Source organism: Craterilacuibacter sinensis (assembly GCF_009831765.1).
GTDB lineage: Bacteria > Pseudomonadota > Gammaproteobacteria > Burkholderiales > Chromobacteriaceae > Craterilacuibacter > Craterilacuibacter sinensis.
The window spans coordinates 385,218-404,104 of sequence record NZ_WSSB01000001.1 but is presented as its reverse complement, the minus strand read 5'-3'; the positions used below and the strand labels follow the sequence as shown (position 1 = coordinate 404,104).

Annotated in this window: 14 protein-coding genes, 3 tRNA genes and 1 pseudogene; 11 read left to right on the top strand and 7 right to left on the bottom strand. The window is 59.3% G+C overall.

Annotated features, from left to right (window positions below; translation table 11 throughout):
* Positions 1-97: 97 nt before the first annotated feature.
* Positions 98-2,164 (top strand): annotated as a pseudogene (ppk1, locus tag GQF02_RS02125) (polyphosphate kinase 1); the annotation flags it as partial.
* Positions 2,165-2,181: 17 nt separating this feature from the next.
* Entirely contained in the window at positions 2,182-2,670 is a 489-nt protein-coding gene (locus tag GQF02_RS02120; protein ID WP_235930015.1) for a DUF456 domain-containing protein, read from the top strand.
* On the opposite strand, the gene GQF02_RS02115 is transcribed toward GQF02_RS02120, so the two are convergent.
* The 6 genes from GQF02_RS02115 to fdhD all read right to left on the bottom strand — a co-directional run bounded on the left by GQF02_RS02115 (position 2,667) and on the right by fdhD (position 6,379).
* Positions 2,667-3,602, bottom strand: coding sequence for a patatin-like phospholipase family protein (locus tag GQF02_RS02115; protein WP_160794475.1), 936 nt, complete (start codon positions 3,600-3,602; stop codon positions 2,667-2,669). The genes GQF02_RS02120 and GQF02_RS02115 overlap by 4 nt on opposite strands.
* A gap of 283 nt (positions 3,603-3,885) precedes the next feature.
* Positions 3,886-3,960 (bottom strand) — tRNA-Glu (locus tag GQF02_RS02110).
* 2 nt (positions 3,961-3,962) lie between these two features.
* A tRNA-Arg gene (locus tag GQF02_RS02105) sits at positions 3,963-4,039 on the bottom strand.
* Between the two features lie 6 nt (positions 4,040-4,045).
* Positions 4,046-4,138, bottom strand: a tRNA-Ser gene (locus GQF02_RS02100).
* Between the two features lie 50 nt (positions 4,139-4,188).
* Positions 4,189-5,421 (bottom strand): aspartate kinase, encoded by a 1,233-nt coding sequence (locus tag GQF02_RS02095; protein WP_124734238.1) that lies wholly within the window; start codon positions 5,419-5,421, stop codon positions 4,189-4,191.
* Positions 5,422-5,542: 121 nt separating this feature from the next.
* Positions 5,543-6,379: a formate dehydrogenase accessory sulfurtransferase FdhD gene (gene fdhD, locus GQF02_RS02090; RefSeq protein WP_160794473.1), complete on the bottom strand. Its 837-nt coding sequence runs from the start codon at positions 6,377-6,379 to the stop codon at positions 5,543-5,545.
* A 90-nt stretch (positions 6,380-6,469) separates the two neighbouring features.
* On the opposite strand from fdhD, the gene fdnG reads away from it, so the two are divergent.
* The 8 genes from fdnG (at position 6,470) to GQF02_RS02045 (ending at position 17,460) form a co-directional block, all read left to right on the top strand.
* Positions 6,470-9,526, top strand: coding sequence for a formate dehydrogenase-N subunit alpha (gene fdnG, locus GQF02_RS02085; RefSeq protein WP_160794471.1), 3,057 nt, complete (start codon positions 6,470-6,472; stop codon positions 9,524-9,526).
* 12 nt (positions 9,527-9,538) lie between these two features.
* Positions 9,539-10,453 carry a formate dehydrogenase subunit beta gene (gene fdxH / locus GQF02_RS02080; protein WP_160794469.1) on the top strand — a complete coding sequence of 305 codons (915 nt, stop codon included), beginning with the start codon at positions 9,539-9,541 and terminating at the stop codon, positions 10,451-10,453.
* Positions 10,450-11,085, top strand: a complete 636-nt coding sequence (locus GQF02_RS02075; RefSeq protein WP_124734234.1) for a formate dehydrogenase subunit gamma — start codon at positions 10,450-10,452, stop codon at positions 11,083-11,085. The genes fdxH and GQF02_RS02075 overlap by 4 nt, the downstream gene beginning before the upstream one ends.
* A 2-nt stretch (positions 11,086-11,087) precedes the next feature.
* On the top strand, positions 11,088-12,002 hold the full coding sequence (fdhE, locus tag GQF02_RS02070; RefSeq protein WP_160794467.1) for a formate dehydrogenase accessory protein FdhE: 915 nt from the start codon (positions 11,088-11,090) through the stop codon (positions 12,000-12,002).
* A gap of 140 nt (positions 12,003-12,142) precedes the next feature.
* The gene (locus GQF02_RS02065) at positions 12,143-13,579 is read left to right on the top strand and encodes a tetratricopeptide repeat protein (RefSeq protein ID WP_160794465.1); all 1,437 of its coding nucleotides are present in this window, start codon (positions 12,143-12,145) and stop codon (positions 13,577-13,579) included.
* A gap of 389 nt (positions 13,580-13,968) precedes the next feature.
* On the top strand, positions 13,969-14,478 hold the full coding sequence (locus GQF02_RS02055) for a DUF4440 domain-containing protein (protein WP_220789276.1): 510 nt from the start codon (positions 13,969-13,971) through the stop codon (positions 14,476-14,478).
* A 223-nt stretch (positions 14,479-14,701) separates the two neighbouring features.
* The gene (locus tag GQF02_RS02050; protein WP_160794461.1) at positions 14,702-16,453 is read left to right on the top strand and encodes an alginate export family protein; all 1,752 of its coding nucleotides are present in this window, start codon (positions 14,702-14,704) and stop codon (positions 16,451-16,453) included.
* An 89-nt stretch (positions 16,454-16,542) separates the two neighbouring features.
* A complete protein-coding gene (locus tag GQF02_RS02045; protein ID WP_220789275.1) occupies positions 16,543-17,460 on the top strand; it encodes an SDR family NAD(P)-dependent oxidoreductase in 918 nt (305 codons plus the stop codon).
* A gap of 157 nt (positions 17,461-17,617) precedes the next feature.
* Here the strand turns inward: GQF02_RS02045 and GQF02_RS02040 are convergent, their stop codons facing one another.
* Positions 17,618-18,064, bottom strand: a complete 447-nt coding sequence (locus GQF02_RS02040) for an Lrp/AsnC family transcriptional regulator (RefSeq protein WP_160794459.1) — start codon at positions 18,062-18,064, stop codon at positions 17,618-17,620.
* Positions 18,065-18,193: 129 nt separating this feature from the next.
* Between GQF02_RS02040 and GQF02_RS02035 the strand changes: the two genes are divergently transcribed.
* Entirely contained in the window at positions 18,194-18,811 is a 618-nt protein-coding gene (locus tag GQF02_RS02035; RefSeq protein ID WP_160794457.1) for a LysE family translocator, read from the top strand.
* The last annotated feature ends 76 nt before the right edge of the window (positions 18,812-18,887 follow it).

The following is an 18,887-nucleotide window of genomic DNA, read 5'->3' as shown; positions in this document are numbered from 1 at the left end:
GCTGCCAGTCCGGCAACAGATAGCCCGCCACAGCCTCGGGCCATGGCGGGCAATCCGGCCCTTACCTTCAAGGGCGTGACCGCACCAAAAAGAAAATCAAATGACTCAAGCACAAGAATTGCTACTCAACCGCGAGATGGGCCTGATCGAATTCAACCGCAGGGTGATGGCCCAAGGCGAAGACAGCAGCCTGCCCTTGCTGGAACGACTGAAATTCCTGTGCATTGTGTCATCCAATCTGGACGAGTTTTTTGAAGTACGCGTTGCCTGGCTCAAGGATAATGCACAACATAATCCGGGGCGCATTTTGGCCGACGGCAACACGCCCGGCAGCACACTAGGCAACGTCGCCGCCGCCGCCCATGATCTGGTCGCCCAGCAATACGCGCTACTGACCGACACCATGCTGCCTGCGCTCAGGGAAGAAGGCATTGTTTTCCTGCGCCGGCGCGAATGGAGCCAGGCGCAACAGGAATGGGTCAAGGCCTTCTTTTTCCGCGAACTGATGCCGATTCTGACACCTATCGGTCTGGATCCGGCCCACCCCTTCCCCAAAGTGCTCAATAAGAGCCTGAATTTTGCCGTCGAACTGGAGGGGCGCGACGCCTTTGGCCGTGCCTCCGGCATCGCCATCGTACAGGCGCCGCGCATCCTGCCGCGCGTCATCCAGCTACCCGCCGAGGTCTGTGATGGCAACCGGCACAGCTTCGTTTTCCTGTCGTCCATCTTGCACGCACATGTGCACGAGCTGTTTCTGGGCATGACCGTCAAGGGCTGCTACCAGTTCCGAGTCACCCGCAACAGCGAATTGACGGTGGAAGAAGAAGATCTGAAAAACCTGCGCACTGCCTTGCAAGGCGAACTGCGCCATCGCCAGTTCGGCCAGGCGGTCAGACTGGAAATTGCCGATACCTGCCCGCGGCATATGGAAGACTTCCTGCTGACCCAGTTCAATTTGCAGCGTGAAGACGTCTACCGCGTCAATGGCCCGGTCAATCTGGTACGCCTGATGCAGGTGCCCGACCTCGTGGACCGGCCCGACCTGAAGTTCACCCCTTTCCTGCCTAGCCTGCCGCCTGTGCTGCAACAAAAAGCCAATCTGTTCGAGGCGATCAGCAAGCAAGACATCCTGCTGCACCATCCTTACCAGAGCTTCCAGCCTGTCATCGACATGCTCAATCTGGCGGCCTTCGACCCGCAGGTGGTGGCCATCAAGATGACGGTCTACCGCACCGGCACCGACTCGGTACTGATGGACTCGCTGATTGCCGCAGCACGTAGCGGCAAGCAGGTCACGGTCGTGGTCGAACTGATGGCACGCTTTGATGAAGAAGCCAATATCGGCTGGGCAAGCCGGCTGGAAGATGCCGGCGCCCACGTGGTGTATGGCGTATTCGGCTACAAGGTGCACGCCAAGATGTTGATGGTGGTCAGACGCGAGGACGGCGCGCTCAAGCGCTATGTCCATCTGGGCACCGGCAACTACCACCCGCGTACCGCACGCATGTACACCGACTTCGGCCTGATGACCTGCAACGAAGATGTGGCCAGCGACGTCAATGATATTTTCGTCCAGCTCACCGGACTGGGGCGCGCCAGCAAGCTCAAGCTCTTGCTGCAAAGCCCGTTTACCCTGCACAGCATGGTGATGCAGGCCATTGCCACCGAAACCGAGCATGCCAAAGCCGGCCGGCCGGCCCGCATCATCGCCAAGATGAATGCACTGCTGGAGCCTCAGGTCATTCATGCGCTGTATCGCGCGAGCCAGGCCGGCGTCAAGATTCAGCTCATCATACGCGGTGTATGTGCCCTGCGCCCCGGCGTGCCCGGCCTGTCGGACAATATCAGCGTGCGCTCCATTGTCGGGCGCTTCCTCGAACATCCGCGCGTGTTCTACTTTTACAACGACAAGGCAGAAAACCTCTATATCGCCAGCGCCGACTGGATGGGGCGCAACTTCTTCCGCCGTATTGAATCCTGCGTACCCATTCTTGACCCTGTGCTTAAGCGTCGTGTGATCAAGGAGGCCTTGCGCATGAACCTTGTCGACAATTTCAACGCCTGGGAAATGCAGGCCGATGGCAGCTACCGCAAGAAAACGGCGCGCGGCAAGGTCCATAGCGTGCAGCAGACATTGCTTGCCGATTACACCCGACAAATCTGACCACCAGGATGCCAAACTTGGACTCTTCCCTTCTCGGCCACCTGGCTGCCGGCCTGCTGATCCTGATTGGCCTGGCCGGCGTCATTCTGCCGGCACTGCCCGGCCTGCCACTGATGTTTGCCGGCATGCTGCTCGCGGCTTGGCTTGGCGACTTTCAGCATATCGGTGCTTTAAGCCTGGGCCTGCTGGGCATGCTGACACTGCTTGGCATGTTTGCCGACTTTATCGCCGGCGTACTTGGTGCCAAAGCCGGTGGCGCCAGCCGCCAGGCACTCTGGGGGGCATTCTGGGGCAGCGTGTTCGGACTGTTTCTGGGGATTGTCGGGCTGATTATCGGCCCCTTGCTGGGCGCAGCCATCGGAGAATACCTAGCCAGACGCGACATGCTGCAAGCTGGCAAGGCGAGCGTGGCAACCTTTATTGGCCTGCTGCTGGGTACCGTGGCTAAAGTAGGCTGCGCACTGGCCATGCTGCTGGTTTTTGCCAGCGCCTTACTGCTCGGCTAAGCACTAATCATCAGGCTGCTTCCGGCACGCGGGCGCAAGCGCCAGGCGAAACGCGCCATAAACTGGCGGCCACAAGCACGCCCGTTGGCGTAATCCTGCTCCAGGGCAGCCGCCGAGCTACCCAGCGCACGACTCTTCAGCGCCTGCGAAGGCGCAAGCTCCAGCACTTTCACCCCTTTGGGCGGTGAATCGATAAAGGCCTGCGCCTCGCGATATGCCACCTTGTGCCGGTTAACCACCTCGGCGGCGGCCCGCAAGCGGCTGCCTTGCGGCAAATTCACCACCGGCCGCGGAGGAGACTCGACATGCCCCGCCGGCAAGGTACGCACCACCACAATCAAATCACAGCCCAGATCATGCGCGGCCTTGACCGGCAGCGCATCGCTCACCCCGCCATCCCAATAACACACCCCCCCAAGATTCACCCCGCCACGATACAGCACAGGAATGGCACTGGACGCCTTAAGCGAAGCCAGCCAGCCATGATGCTCAAACTGCAGGTATGCCGTGTCCAGCGTGTCACTGCGGCTGGCGCACATATAGAATTCGCGCCCGGCCAGACGCAACGCCGCCCGCGCCAGATCCAGCGGACACTCGCGCATCGTCACATCCATAAACCAATCCAGATCGATCAGATGGCCACCACGCATAAAACGCAGCGGGTTGTAAAACTCTTTGCGCGTGCTGTAACGGCTGATTACATGCCGGGAGTAACCCAACTGGCCGCTGGCATAAGCCGAAAGATTCTGTGCGCCAGCCGAGGTGCCTATCATCAGTTGAAAGGGAAAAAAACCCTCGGCCAGAAAAGCATCCAGCACACCGGCCGTAAAAATACCGCGCTGCCCTCCCCCTTCGCAAACCAGCGCCATCTGGCGAAACTCCAGCCATGGTGCCACCTCCTGTACGCCGGAAAGATGAATGCTATACGTCATACCCCTGCCCCTGCATCCGGTGTCTTATCAGACAAGCTTAGACGCGCAGTGCTCAAATGCCATGACTGAAAACAAAATAGGAAAAACCCGGTAATCACTAGATATTTTGTTGTAAGCCGCAGGAATTGAAAATTAAATTGGAAAAGGGTGGACTGCGGCAACGGGGAGCAACAGGGTGCAGTACTTGGACACTAGGCCAGCAGCATGCGACCTGATCAGGAAAGCGAAGCGATAGACGACAAAAAAGCTGCTTCCGGATGGAAAGCAGCTTTTTTGTTTATTCTGGCGTCCCCACGGGGAATCGAACCCCGGCCGCCGCCGTGAAAGGGCAGTGTTCTAACCGCTAAACTATAGGGACTTTGGTGCACCCGGAGCGATTCGAACGCCCGACCCTTTGGTTCGTAGCCAAATACTCTATCCAACTGAGCTACGGGTGCAGTAGCTGGCGGAGAAAGAGGGATTCGAACCCTCGATACAGGTTTTGCCCGTATGCACCCTTAGCAGGGGTGTGCCTTCGACCACTCGGCCATTTCTCCGTCAAGCGAGTCGCCATATTAATGAACGACCGCTTTGCTGTCAAGCGTTATCAAGCAGAAATTTTCTGATTGAGGCCAAAAGCCTTATGTAATACACGAACAGCCAGTTCTAGGTACTTTTCATCAACCAGAACCGACACCTTGATTTCGGAGGTCGAGATCAGCTGGATATTGATACCCTCTTCCGCCAGTGTGCGGAACATGGTAGAGGCAATGCCGCAATGCGAGCGCATGCCGACACCGACGATGGAGATCTTGGCGACCTTGTCGTCACCCTCCACCTTGGCTGCGCCAATATGGGTCTGCACATCGCGCAGGATGGACAGCGCCTTGTTGTACTCGCCACGCGGTACGGTAAACGAGAAGTCAGTCGCGCCATGGTCGCCCACATTCTGGATGATCATGTCCACTTCGATATTGGCGTCGGCCACCGGCCCCAGAATCTGGTAGGCGATACCGGGACGATCCGGCACCCCCTTGACGTTGATACGCGCTTCATTGCGATCAAATGCGATACCCGCTACAACGGCCTGTTCCATGCTTTCATCTTCCTCAAACGTAATCAGCGTACCCTCGCCCTCTTCCTCGAAGCTGGAGAGCACGCGCAGCCTTACCTTGTACTTGCCGGCAAACTCCACCGAACGGATCTGCAATACCTTGGAGCCCAGACTGGCCAGCTCGATCATTTCTTCGAAGGTAATGGTTTTCAGACGACGCGCTTCCGGCTCTACCCGCGGGTCGGTGGTGTACACACCATCCACGTCGGTATAGATCTGGCACTCATCAGCCTTGAGTGCCGCTGCCAGCGCCACGGCCGAGGTGTCCGAGCCGCCGCGTCCCAACGTCGTAATCGCGCCGTTTTCGTCCACCCCCTGAAAACCGGCCACGATCACCACACGGCCGGCATCCAGATCGGCGCGCATGGCTTCGTCGTCGATAGACGAAATACGTGCTTTGCCATGTGCGCTGTCGGTCGTCAGTTTCACCTGCCAGCCGCAATAGCTCTTGGCTTCCAGCCCGATTTCCTGCAAGGCCATGGCCAGCAAGCCGATGGTAACCTGTTCACCGGTGGACACGATCACATCGAGTTCACGCGGGTTGGGCGTTTCCTGAATTTCCTTGGCCAAGGCTATCAGCCGGTTGGTTTCGCCACTCATGGCAGACAAAACTACAACCAGACTATGCCCCTGGGCCTTCCACTTGGCGATACGCCTGGCAACATTCTTGATACGCTCGGTCGAGCCCACCGAAGTGCCGCCATACTTTTGTACGATGAGAGCCATGCTGAATTGATCTTGGGGTTGAATATCGAGCCTTGATTCTGTCCATAGATCACACGCAAATGCAATACCAAATGCATGGTAAATACAGAAAAATTGCGCAGTGCAATACTACAGCGGGCAACTAAGACTGTATTCGGCAGCTGTGACTGTAAATATTAGCGCGCCCGGGACGGGCAAAGCCGATCAGGGTCAAACCATAGGCCTGCGCCATATTGACCGCCAGTTCGGTGGGCGCCGACATGGCCAGCAAAATCTCCACCCGGCTACTGACCGCCTTCTCGACCATTTCATAACTAGCACGACTGGTAACCAGCGCAGCCCCCGCCGTCACCGCACTACGCGCCCGCCAGCCCAGCAGCTTATCCAGCGCCACATGCCGGCCGACATCCTCGCGCACCGCCTGCAAAGCGCCGTCCGTATCCAGCCAGGCAGCGGCGTGGGTGGCACCGGTCAGCTGCCCCAGTTTTTGCTCGGCGCGCAAGGCGCAGACAGCAGCATCCAGCGCCGACACTGTCAGCGTCTGGCTGAACGGCAATACGGCTTGCTTGATAAAGACGGCATCCAGCTCGTCCACCCCGCACAAGCCGCAACCGGTACGCCCCGCCATCTGGCGGCGCCGGGCTTTGAGTGCGGCAAAACGGGCACCGGCCAGCTCGATATGGACTTCATAGCCGCGACACCCCGCCTTCACCTCGATATCGTAAAGCTCGGCCGGCGTCGTCGCGATGCCTTCGGCCAGACTGAAGCCCAGCGCAAAATCTTCCAGATACTCAGGGGTCGCCATCATCACCGCATGCGAGATGCCGTTGTACACCAGCGCCACCGGCACTTCACACGCTAGCTGGTCTTCGCGCACATCCAGACCGGGCAAAGCCTGCAAACAGACGGTACTCGACGTCTGGGCCAGCGGAAAAATCCCATCTTCAAGGGGTTTGAGCGGAAGTCCAATGACTGTCATAATAACCGCACACGTATAGTGTCTATAAAGATCACAATTATCCAATAAAAAAACCAACAAGTTTCAAATCCTCTACCCTGGAGTCAACCCATGCAAGTCAGCAGACGACAGTTTTTCAAACTGTGCGGCGGCAGCATGGCAGGCACCACGATCGCGGCTCTCGGCTTTACGCCGGGTGTAGCCATGGCCGACGTCAGAAGCTACAAGCTTCTGCGCGCCAGCGAAACGCGGAACACCTGCCCTTACTGCTCAGTAGGATGCGGCATCCTGATGTATAGCCTTGGCGACGGCGCCAAGAATGCAAAATCCGACATCATCCATATCGAAGGGGATGCCGACCATCCGGTCAACCGCGGCGCACTGTGCCCCAAGGGCGCCGGCCTGCTCGATTTCGTACACAGCCCGAACCGCCTCAAGTACCCGGAAGTACGCGAAGCGGGCAGCACCGAATTCAAGCGCATCTCGTGGGACGAGGCTTACAGCCGCATCGCGCGCCATATCAAGACCGATCGCGATGCCAACTTCGTCGAGAAAAACGCCGATGGCGTTACGGTCAACCGCTGGCTGAGCACGGGCTTTCTGGCCGCCTCGGCCTCGAGCAATGAAACCGGCTGGCTGACACAGAAGTTCGTGCGCTCGCTGGGCATGCTGGCAGTCGACAACCAGGCGCGCGTTTGACACGGTCCGACGGTGGCAAGTCTTGCCCCTTCATTTGGCCGTGGTGCGATGACCAATCATTGGGTCGACATCAAGAACGCTGATCTTATCGTGGTGATGGGCGGCAATGCTGCCGAAGCACACCCGGTGGGTTTCCGCTGGGCGCTGGAAGCCAAAACCCGCAACAAGGCAAAAATCCTTGTCATTGACCCGCGCTTTACGCGCACGGCGTCGGTGGCGGATTACTACGCCCCTATCCGTACCGGTACCGATATCGCCTTTTTGTCCGGCGTGATCCGTTACCTGCTGGAAAAAGGCGCGTACAACAAGGAATACACCCTCGCCTACACCAACGCGGCACTATTGGTGAATCCGGACTTCGCCTTTGACGAAGGCCTGTTCTCCGGCTGGGACGCGGAGACCAAGAAATACGACAAGGCCAGCTGGAGCTACCAGCTGGACGAGCAGGGTTTTGCCAAGCGCGACGACACGCTGGCGGATCCGCGCTGCGTGCTCAACCTGATGCGCGAGCATGTGGCACGCTACACGCCAGACGTGGTGGAAAACATCTGCGGCACGCCCAAGGACGCCTTCCTCAAGGTGTGCGAATACATCGCCAGCACCGGTGCGCACGACAAGACGACTTCCTTCCTGTATGCACTGGGCTGGACCCAGCACTCGATCGGCTCGCAGAACATCCGCACCATGGCCATGATCCAGCTGTTGCTGGGCAATATGGGCATGGCCGGCGGCGGGGTGAACGCGCTGCGCGGCCACTCCAACATCCAGGGTCTGACCGATGTAGGCCTGTTGTCGCAGAGCCTGCCGGGCTATTTGCGCCTGCCGTCGGAGAAGGAAACCACGCTCGAGACCTTCCTCGAAGCCACCACCCCCAAGGCGCTGGCCGATGGCCAGATGAACTACTGGCAGAACACGCCGAAGTTCCATGTGTCGCTGATGAAGTCGTTCTGGGGCGATAACGCCACCGCGGAAAACAGCTGGGGCTTTGACTGGCTGCCGAAGTGGGATCAGGGCTACGACGTCCTGCGCTACTTCGACATGATGAACCAGGGCAAGGTCAACGGTTACTTCTGCCAGGGCTTCAACCCGGTCGCCTCGTTCCCGAACAAGAACAAGGTGGTCGCGTCGCTCTCCAAGCTCAAGTTCCTGGTGATCATGGACCCGCTGGTAACCGACACCTCGACCTTCTGGAAAAACCACGGCGAGCAAAACGACGTGGACAGCGCCAGCATCAAGACCGAGGTGTTCCGCCTGCCGACCACCTGCTTTGCCGAAGAGGAAGGCGCTATCGTCAACTCCGGCCGCTGGCTGCAGTGGCACTGGAAAGGCGCCGATGCGCCAGGCGAAGCGCTGACCGATGTCGAGATCATCGCCGGTATCTTCACCCATGTACGCGTGCTGTACGCCAAGGAAGGCGGTGCCTACGCCGAACCTATCCAGAAGCTGTCGTGGGCCTACCGTGACGCGCACGACCCGAAAGCCGAAGAACTGGCCAAGGAGCTGAACGGCAAGGCACTGGCCGACATTCCCGACCCGAAAAAGCCGGGCGAATTCCTCGCCAAGAAGGGCGAGCAGTTGCCGGGCTTTGCCGCCTTGCAAGCCGATGGCAGCACTGCCAGCGCCTGCTGGATCTTCGCCGGCAGCTGGACGCAGGCGGGCAACCAGATGGGACGGCGCGACAATTCCGACCCGTCCGGCTTGGGCAACACCCTGGGCTGGGCCTGGGCATGGCCGGCAAACCGCCGCATCCTGTACAACCGTGCGTCCAACAAGCCGGACGGCACGCCATGGGATGCCAAGCGTACGCTGATCAAGTGGAATGGCGAGAAGTGGGCCGGCATCGACATCCCCGACTTCAAGGCCGACGAGCCGCCAGGCAGCAAGATGAGTCCGTTCATCATGCAGGCTGAGGGTCTGGGCCGCCTGTTCGCGCTGGACAAGATGGCCGAAGGCCCGTTCCCCGAGCACTACGAGCCATTCGAGAGCCCGATCGGCACCAACCCGCTGCACCCGAAAGTGGTCAACAACCCGGCCGCGCGCATCTTCAAGGGCGACGCGGAGCAACTGGGAACCAAGGCCGACTTCCCGTATGCGGCGACGACCTACCGCCTGACCGAGCACTTCCACTACTGGACCAAGAACGTGCTGCTCAACGCCATTGCGCAGCCGGAACAATTCGTCGAAATCGGCGAAGGTCTGGCCAAAGAGAAGGGCATCGCCCACGGCGATACGGTCAAGGTGTCGAGCAAGCGCGGCTATATCAAGGCCAAGGCGGTGGTGACCAAGCGTATCCGTACGCTCAAGGTCAACGGTCAGGACGTGCACCACGTCGGCATCCCGATTCACTGGGGTTACGAGGGGGTGGCGAAGAAAGGCTTCCTTGCCAATACGCTGACACCGTTTGTCGGTGACGCCAATACGCAGACGCCGGAATTCAAGTCCTTCCTCGTCAACGTCGAAAAAGCCTAAGGAGAGACGCCTATGCAATCGCAAGACATTCTGCGCCGCTCCGCGAGCCCGACCCAGCCGCCGATCGCCCGCGCCCACCAGACCGAGGTCGCCAAGCTGATCGACGTCACCACCTGTATCGGCTGCAAGGCCTGTCAGGTGGCATGTTCCGAGTGGAACGACCTGCGCGACGAGGTCGGAGACTGTGTCGGGGTATACGACAACCCGGCCGATCTGTCGGCGCAAAGCTGGACGGTGATGCGCTTTACCGAGCATGAGGAAAACAACAAGCTCGAATGGCTGATCCGCAAGGATGGCTGCATGCATTGTGCCGAGCCGGGCTGCCTCAAGGCCTGCCCGTCGCCCGGCGCCATCATCCAGTACGCCAACGGTATCGTCGACTTCCAGTCCGAGCACTGCATCGGCTGTGGCTACTGCATCGCCGGCTGCCCGTTCAACGTGCCGCGCATCAACGCCAAGGACAACAAGGCGTACAAGTGCACCCTGTGTTCCGACCGCGTTGCGGTCGGCCAGGAGCCGGCCTGTGTCAAGACCTGCCCGACCGGCGCGATCAGCTTCGGCAGCAAGGAAGACATGAAGCACCACGCCGAAGAGCGCGTAGCCGAGCTGAAAACGCGCGGCTTCGAGCAGGCGGGTCTGTATGACCCGCAAGGCGTGGGCGGCACGCATGTGATGTATGTCCTGCATCACGCCGATCGTCCCGAACTGTACGCTGGCCTGAAGAAAGACCCGGCGATCAGCACCACGGTCGGCCTGTGGAAAGGCATCCTCAAGCCGCTGTCGACCATAGGCTTGGCGGTATCAGTGCTGTTCGGCTTCTTCCACTACATCGGCGTGGGCCCGAACAAGGCCGACGAAGAAGAAGACGAAGCCAAGCCACAGAGCGCAGGCAAGGATAAGCCGGACAGCAAGGAGGACAAGGCATGAAGGAAAAGCTGATCCGCCGCTATAACGCGGCCGAGCGCGTCAACCACTGGATCGTCGCCGTATGCTTTATCGTACTGGCGATCTCGGGGCTGGCCTTCTTCTACCCGGCGTTCTTCTGGCTGACCGGCGTATTCGGTACGCCGCAACTGGCACGCATTGTTCACCCCTTTGTCGGGGTGATCATGTTCGTCGGTTTCTTCGTGCAGTTTTTGCGCTACTGGCATCACAACTTCATCGACCGCGAGGACGTGAAGTGGATGAAGTCGGTAAAGGAAGTGCTGTCCGGCCATGAAGTCGGCGACACCGGCAAGTACAACGGCGGCCAGAAAGGCATGTTCTGGATGATGACCCTGTGCATGCTGGGGCTGATTTCCACCGGCATCGTCATCTGGCGGCCCTACTTCGCCCAGTACTTCCCGATCGAGCTGATCCGCATCGCGCTGTTCGTGCACGCCTGGGCAGCTCTGGCACTGATCGCCGGCATCATCATCCACGTCTACGCGGCAATCTGGGTACGCGGCACAGTGCGCGCCATGGTCGAAGGTGTCGTCACCGAAGCCTGGGCCAAGAAGCACCACCCGCGCTGGTATCGTGAAGTGATGGCCAAACGCGCCGAGGAGAAAAAGAGCTAACCATGAGCATCCGCATCGTCCCCGAGGGCGAGCTGACGCAAGCGGCGGGAGATATCCCGCCGCTTTTGTTGCCCGACCCGAAAACGCTGTACCTCACCCGTGCCCAGCGGCTGGAAACACTCGCTGACGGCCACGACATGGCTGACTATCTGCGCTTCTGTGCCCGCATCGCGCGCGCGCAGCACGCACTGGTCGCCGAACACCCGCTGGCGCTGCCGGCGCGCGATGCCTACTTTGCCGAATGCGCACGCCATGGCCTGCCGCCGCTGGGCAGCAGTGCCTGGCCACGCGACCAAGTGTGGCAGGACCTGCTGGATGCGCTACTGGGCAAATTGCTGCCCGGCACCACCGGCGTCATCGCCGACACCATCATGGCGCTGCAAACGCAAGCGCGCGAAGATCGCGAAACGCTGGCCAGCGCGCTGCTGGCCGGACGCTACGACGCGGTTTCCAGCGCCGACGCGCTGTTTGTCTGGGCCGCACTGTCGGTCTACTTCAGCCAGCTCGCCAGCCAGCTGAAGATACACGCCATCGCCGAACCGGACGAAAGCCGCCACCTGTGCCCTGTATGCAGCCAGGGGCCGGTCGCGAGCGTGGTGAAGATCGGTGACAAGGACGGCCTGCGCTATCTGCACTGCACGCTGTGCGAGAGCGAGTGGCATATGGTGCGCGTCAAGTGCAGCAACTGCGAATCGACGCGCGATATCGGCTACTGGTCGCCGGACGACAAGGCCGTCGCCGTGCGTGCCGAAAGCTGTGGCGACTGCGGCAGCTACCTCAAGGTCATGGCACTGGGCAAGGACATGGCACTGGAAGCCGTGGCCGACGATCTGGCGACACTGACGCTGGACGCCGCCATCGAAGAAGAAGGCTTTGTCCGCAGCGGCATCAACCCGTTTTTGTTTCCCGGCAGCTAAACAAGACGCCGGCTGCCCGAGGGTGGCCGGTGTTACTCCCCTCCCCAACATACAAACCAACAGCAATTTGCTATAGCACCGCCACCTCCCACTGCGCCAATGGCATAATCCGACCTTGTCGCTTTTACGTCTGCTCCTCCATGACCCGCCTGCTACGTCTACTTTGGCTCAGCCTGCTGCTGAGCATCGCTCTCCCCGCCACAGCCGAAGCCGTCAGCCGGGACGACTTCGCTGCGAACAAGGAACTGCTGCAGCTTAAGCTCGACAGTCAGCGCGAACTTGCGCAGAAAGATGCTGAAGCGGTCAAGGCAAGAATCGATGCACTGGAAAAAAGGATCGACGAGCAGAACAATCGGGTCACCGATATTGGGCAGGGAATTGACCGCTTTTCAGTGATCATTGGTATTGCGAGTATTTTGGTGACCTTACTCCTCACTGCAGGTGGCTTTATCGGTGGTTTTTCAGTCGCTCAAAAAGCCAAAAGGGAAGCTAGGGAAGAGGCGCAAAAAGAATCCGGAAAAATAGCAGAACAAGCCAGCCAAGAATGGTTCAAGAACAACAACAATACTCTGCTAGAGACAATTGAAGAACTGAAGCTAAAAGCCAAACAAGCACACGGCAACATCGATGACGAAGTCGACGGAGTAAAGCAGCATTCGAGCCAGGCAATGGCTGAAATTCAGAAAAATATGGGTGACTCAAAGATCGGTACGCCCCGCATCAGCGCACAGGAAAAAGAAGCCCTCAAACAAGACGCCGAACACATTCGAGAAAAACCGGAAGCCAGCTACTCTTTCGACGACTGGAACACCCGGGCATTTGACGCATATAACACTGAGAAATACGAAGACGCAGCCCAGTACTGGAAGCACGCAAGCTGCATTCCAAATGCCGGAGCAGGTAACACCGCACAAGCCCTCCTCAATCGAGCACTCACATTAAATCATTTGCGACGTAACGATGAAGCGTGTGCCACCTACCGAGAGCTTATCGATAGATACTCGTTAGACAATACACCCGCCATCCGCGAACAAGTCGCCAAGGCCATGGCCAATATGGCTGTCACCCTCGAAAAAATGCAGAAACCAGACGAGTTGATCTCCATCTGCAAGAGACTTATTGAAAACTACTCATCTGACGACACGCCCACCATCCGCAAGCAGGTGGCGCATGCCTTCAACGGCATAGGTTTTACGCTATTAATGCAAGCTAAGCAGTCATGGCAAGACAAAACACAGACGCTGACCATACTGAACACGGCAAAAGAAAACCTGCTAAAAAGCTTGCAACTCAACGAGAATGAAGGCTCCGCCCTCAGCAACCTGGCCTACGTCCAATGGTTGCTCGACGAGCGCGCAGCCGCCGAGAAATCCTTCCGTACCGCCCTCGACTCACCAAATAATGGTGGCAAAAATCTCTACAAAGACACGCTGACTGATATTGACCAGCACCCCATTGCGGAAGATGCAGACTTCCGGGCGATGGTCGAGCGCTTATGGAACGAACACCAGCAGCAATCGACCAGCCAAACGCACACCCCTACCCTCGCTCAGGAAGAAGCGACGGCCACCCTGTAGCGCGTAGGGTGGCCGACGATCTGGCGACGCTAATGCCCGACGCCGCCATCGAAGAAGAAGGCTTTGTCCGCAGCGGCATCCACCCGTTTTTGTTTCCTGGTAGCTAAACAAGATGCCGGCGGCCTAAGGGTGGCCGGTGTCTTACCTCCCGCCCCGCTATCTGCGCCCCCTCAGCGGCAAAGGGATTGCCAGACAAATACCCGCCGAACCCGGAAAAACGGGATCTTGTCCTGTGACGAGGTGCTAGAGTTCCTGCGTGGTGCAGGATGCCACCGAAGCTGCAGATACCTATCGCGACATGAAATGGATAGCACGCTCCGGGCGCCAGCCATGCTGTAAATCTACAACTCGCTTGCCGCGCCATATGCTGCCGCTACCGGCGGCCAAAGATGCGAAAAGTACTGGAGAACCAGAACATGAGAATGTTGAGTCTGCTTTTCGTTGCGACGGCTCTTGCTGGCTGCGCCTCGGGTCCGCCCTCCCAGGCGAGACAACAGGAGGCCCATACCGAAAGTTGCAAGCCGATATCCGAAGCCGAGGTCGCGGCGCTATTTGATCGCTGGAATCAGTCGCTTCAGACAGGAGACCCCCATCAGGTAGTTGCCAACTATGCAGAGCGCTCCATTCTGTTGCCTACCGTATCAAACAAGCCGCGGCTCACGCCATCTGAAAAGGAAGACTATTTCCGCTATTTCCTGAAAGACCGGCCTTCCGGCAAGATCGACCAGCGGATGATAGAGACAGGCTGCAATACGGCACTGGATGCGGGACTCTACACCTTCACCTTTGGCAAGACAGGGGAAACGGTCAGCGGCCGGTACAGCTACACCTATCGCTGGGATGGCCATGAGTGGCTCATCACCAGCCACCACTCCTCCGCGATGCCGGAGAAAAACTAGCATTCACTTCAATGGCCACCTGCGGGTGGCCTTGCTCATGCTACAGGCTTGCTTCCCGGGCCGGTGTTACCACGCACGCAACACTGGGTTCGTCCGTTTCACACAAACCCCAAGCCATACCGATAGATTGACCTAGACTGGCATTTACAGTGTTACCTGCAATGACAAGGACCATATCTGGGCAAGGCAGGCTGGCATAGGGTACCGGGCACGAGGAGAGGCGATGCTTGACTGGAAAAGCTGGTGGGCAGTGGCAGGCCGGGGGTGCCGGCGGGTACTGCAGTGGGTCGTGCTGGTGTGGGCGATTTCGCCATTTTTCTCGCCAGCCATGGCAGGCAGCGACGGCGATTATTCAGGACGGCGGATCGGGGCTGTCCAGGTCGTGTTCGACGGCGGCCAGAAGGAAAACGCTGCTTACCGCGACGCCGTACTCAAGGCTTTTGGCGCGTTTTCGGGTGACCTGTACGACCCGTCGCGCAGCGACCTGATGCTCAACCAGGTCCGCCGGCTGGCGTTCGTCAAGGATGCAAGCTATCAGGCGCGTCTGGGCGGCAATGGCTCGCTGGAGCTGGTCGTCGACGTCGCCCTCAGCGATGTGGCAAGGCCGCTGGATGAGGTGCCGATCGGCGTATTGCGCGGCCGCGGCTGGCAGGACTTCCCGACCCTGTACGCGGACGACCGCTCGGCACTGCTGGCCAAGCTGGAAAACAAGACGATGGTGTTTTCCAATACCCACGCCTTTTTCGGCCGCCCCGAGGTGCTGACGGCGGGCAATCCGCTGGCGCGGGTGCCTTCCGGTAGTGACGGCACCGACACCTGGCTCGAGAGCAGCGTGGAAGCCGGCTTGTACGGCCTGAGTGCGCTCAGCGACCGGATCTCGGTGTTTGGCGGTGCGAGCTATATCGTGTCGGGCTCGTGGGGGCCGGAGCTGTTCACTGACGAGACGCGCGCGCATGGCGGAGTGGAAGACGCCTACCTCGGCTTTGTCGGCCGCGATACGACCGATCAGGGTGGCCTGCGCGTCTTCAGCCTGCTCTACGGCAGGAAGCCTTTTCAGGTCGATAACGGCATGATCCTCAGGCTGGCTTCGGCTAACGGCGGCGAGCGGGCTGCGTTGCAGTCCAACCCGCGCGACGCCGCCAATCCGCTGGCCCACGCCATGTTTGTCTACGACCGCCACAAGCTCGAGTTCTTCAGGCTGGACCCGGACGAGCTTGAGGAACTCGACACCGGCACCGTGATCAATGGCGTCAATTACGAAGGGCGGGTGCTGCCCGAGTTGCGGCTGGGCGCCATGTGGCTGCAGGTACCCAAGTCGAGGGCTTCCTATTTCACGCCAGACGCTGTGTATTCGCGCGAGGGCCTGCGGGTGGCGGACCTGCGGGCGGCCTACGAGCCTGCTCCCGGCCAGTCCAGCCTGTACGCGCGGGCGGAAATCGCACACCAGAGCAACGAGAATTTCGACATGGACGCCTGGGGCGGCTATGCGGAGGCCGGCTGGCAGTTCCGTGACATCGCCTGGCGCCCGACGCTCAGCTACCGCTATTCGAAATTCACCGGCGACAACCCCGACACCAAGGCCTTCGAGCGCTGGGATCCGCTGTACGCGGGTGGTGCCGGTGACGAATGGGTGCAGGGGCTCAACCAGTACAAGGTGGTGCAGACTTCCAACGTGATCGCCCACCGTTTTATGGCCAGGCTGAACCCTTCGCCACGCTGGGAGCTGACCCCGCAATTCTGGTTGTTCAAGGCCGATACGCTGAACAACCTGGGCGGCGCGCAGGCACTGTCGGTGCTCAGCTCGCGCGATCTGGGCAAGGAAATTAACCTGACCGCGCGTTACGTGGCCAACCCGAAGCTGATTTTTGTCATGTCCGCTGCCTATACCATACCTGGCACGGCGATACGCCGTGCATTGAACGGCGACTACCAAAACTGGTTTAGTGCCAGCGCGCTCATGATCGCCCGCTTCTGATTCATCACCGTCGAGGAACTGTCATGCATACCATCAAAAAATCGCTAGGCCTGCTGCTTTTGAGCGGAACCCTGCTGGCCACACCGGCATTGGCTGAAAACTACAAACCTGTCGACATCAAGCCGATTGATCCGGCTTATTTCATTCCAAAACGCCATGAAGGGCGAACCTACTTTATTACCGGCGGAGCCCGTGGCATCGGTGCGGCATCTGCCATCCGCCTGGCTCGTGAAGGGGCTAACGTGGTGATTTTCGACGTGCTAGACAAAGACGGCAAGGAAACGGTAGCCCAGATCCGCAAGGAAGGCGGGAAAGCCGAGTTCGTGAAAGGCGATGTGCGCAGTAACGAGGATTTGCAAAAAGCCGTCGACCTGACCCTGCGTACTTACGGTGAAATCAATGGCGCCTTGAATTCAGCCGGAATCATGGCTGCCATGGCGCCCGATGCGGTGTTTGATTATCAAAAGCAAAAAAACCTGCTTCCTAGTGCCATTGCGGATGCGGGTGACGAGTACTTTGACACGCTGATGGATGTCAATGCGACAGGTGTATTTAAGTCCATGCGCGCGGAACTGAAGCCGATGCTGAAACAGGGCAAGGGTGGAGCGATCGTGAATATTTGCTCGATTGCAGGCCTCACCGGCCTGGCTGGCAACTCGGCCTATGTCGCCAGCAAGCACGCCTGTAATGGCCTGACCCGCAATGGTGCTATCGACTACGCCCCGTATGGTATCCGCGTCAATTCGGTCAATATGGCCGCAACCGAAACAGCAATGACCGACATGGCCATAAAATATGTCATGGCCGCCAGCAAGGACAACCCAAACACCGAAGTGCCCAATATGGGGCGCACCAAGACGCTCAGCCTTCTGGCCTACGCCGACAGTAAAAAGCGTCAATCCACGGTGTGGGAACAGGCGGCCGTGATCTGCTTCCTGCTATCCGATGAAGCTTCCAACCTCACCGGTGCCATTTACGCAACCGATGGCGGCTGGACGGCATACTGAGCCCGCTGCATCTGCGGCTCGCGCGGGACCAGGACCATCCCGGTCCCGCCCCTTAGGCGTTGCACCAAGGCACAAGGTGGGCTAGTGGCCAGTCTGCGGCGTCAGCCGGTACCGGGCGCCTGGCTGCTGGTGGGTATGGCCCACCAGCGCAGCCACATCACCGTACTGGCGGCGCCAGCGGCCGCAGCGGGATCGGCGTCGACATGATGATAGAGGTGCGGGTTTCACCGAAGTGGTTGATCGCACCAACCAGCGCCTCAAGGTGGGCGATGTCGTGCGCGACCACGCGCAGTCTGTAGGAATCCTCGCCGGTCACATGCAGGCACTCGATCACTTCCGGCATTTCACCCAATTTGGCCAACAGCTTTTGCTTGCCCGGCTGCGGCGTGGTCATACCGATCAAGGCCTGCACACCGTAACCCACAAGCACCGGATCAACGTGCGCGCGATAAGCGCGGATCACGCCCGCCTCTTCCAGCCGTTTCATGCGCTCCGATGTTGCCGGTACTGACAGGCCGACACGCGCAGCCAGTTCGGTCAACGACATGCGGGCATCCTGCTGGATCGCCTGCAAGAGCGCCCACGCCTTGCCATCTATTTCCATTTTTTAAGTCATCCTCGTGTTAATCATTACTTTTTAAGGAAAGCAATCGATTTACCTGAATTATCGCATTCAAAGCCCAGGCCACAAGCATGAAAATACCTTTATCTACACCCGCAAAGAAGGTATCCCATGTCGTCCGGCACTCTATTTCTGCAATCTGCCCTGATCGGGCTTTCGGTAGCGGCACCGCTGGGGCCGATCGGTTTGTTGTGCATGCAGCGCGCGCTTGAGTCCGGTGCCCGTTATGGTCTGGTCAGCGGGCTGGGCGCAGCCAGCGCTGACGCCTTATATGCGCTATTAGGCGCGCTTGGCACCAACGCCCTGATGCATGCATTTACCGGCATCGCTGGGCCACTCGCGCTGGCTGGCGCTTTATTTATGCTGTGGCTGGGCGTGGGCATGCTGCGTGCTCCCACCGCCAGTGACCCGGCCAAGACACCCCGCACCACAGGACTGCCTGCCGCTTACGCATCGGTACTGGCACTCACGGCAACCAACCCGATGACGGTGACCACCTTTATCGCCATCTTTGCGGCATTGGGCAGCCAGCAAGCCGTCGCAGGCGGGACGGCGGTGTTTGTCAGCGGTGTCTTTATCGGGTCGGCACTATGGTGGGTCGTATTGAGCTTCGGCTGCGCGGCGCTGCGCCATCGCATCAACCTGCAGATACGCAGCGGAATCAACCGCGCAGCCGGCGCGGTGCTGGTCGCCTTCGCGCTTTATAAGCTCGCGCAACTGGCCATCTGAGGACGATCACGCGCAGCATGCCGGCACCCTCTTCGCCCCCATAAAAGCAAAGGGCCACACGCGAATGCGTACGGCC

What these genes read in the sequence shown, in the direction of transcription:
- GQF02_RS02075 (WP_124734234.1), top strand. Translation starts at nt 10,450, where the DNA reads ATGAAGGAAAAGCTGATCCGCCGCTATAACGCGGCCGAGCGCGTCAAC.
- GQF02_RS02095 (WP_124734238.1), bottom strand. Translation starts at nt 5,421, where the DNA reads ATGGCTCTCATCGTACAAAAGTATGGCGGCACTTCGGTGGGCTCGACC.
- GQF02_RS02055 (WP_220789276.1), top strand. Translation starts at nt 13,969, where the DNA reads ATGCGAAAAGTACTGGAGAACCAGAACATGAGAATGTTGAGTCTGCTT.
- GQF02_RS02035 (WP_160794457.1), top strand. Translation starts at nt 18,194, where the DNA reads ATGTCGTCCGGCACTCTATTTCTGCAATCTGCCCTGATCGGGCTTTCG.
- fdhD (WP_160794473.1), bottom strand. Translation starts at nt 6,379, where the DNA reads ATGACAGTCATTGGACTTCCGCTCAAACCCCTTGAAGATGGGATTTTT.
- GQF02_RS02065 (WP_160794465.1), top strand. Translation starts at nt 12,143, where the DNA reads ATGACCCGCCTGCTACGTCTACTTTGGCTCAGCCTGCTGCTGAGCATC.
- GQF02_RS02040 (WP_160794459.1), bottom strand. Translation starts at nt 18,064, where the DNA reads ATGGAAATAGATGGCAAGGCGTGGGCGCTCTTGCAGGCGATCCAGCAG.
- GQF02_RS02050 (WP_160794461.1), top strand. Translation starts at nt 14,702, where the DNA reads ATGCTTGACTGGAAAAGCTGGTGGGCAGTGGCAGGCCGGGGGTGCCGG.
- fdhE (WP_160794467.1), top strand. Translation starts at nt 11,088, where the DNA reads ATGAGCATCCGCATCGTCCCCGAGGGCGAGCTGACGCAAGCGGCGGGA.
- GQF02_RS02115 (WP_160794475.1), bottom strand. Translation starts at nt 3,602, where the DNA reads ATGACGTATAGCATTCATCTTTCCGGCGTACAGGAGGTGGCACCATGG.
- fdxH (WP_160794469.1), top strand. Translation starts at nt 9,539, where the DNA reads ATGCAATCGCAAGACATTCTGCGCCGCTCCGCGAGCCCGACCCAGCCG.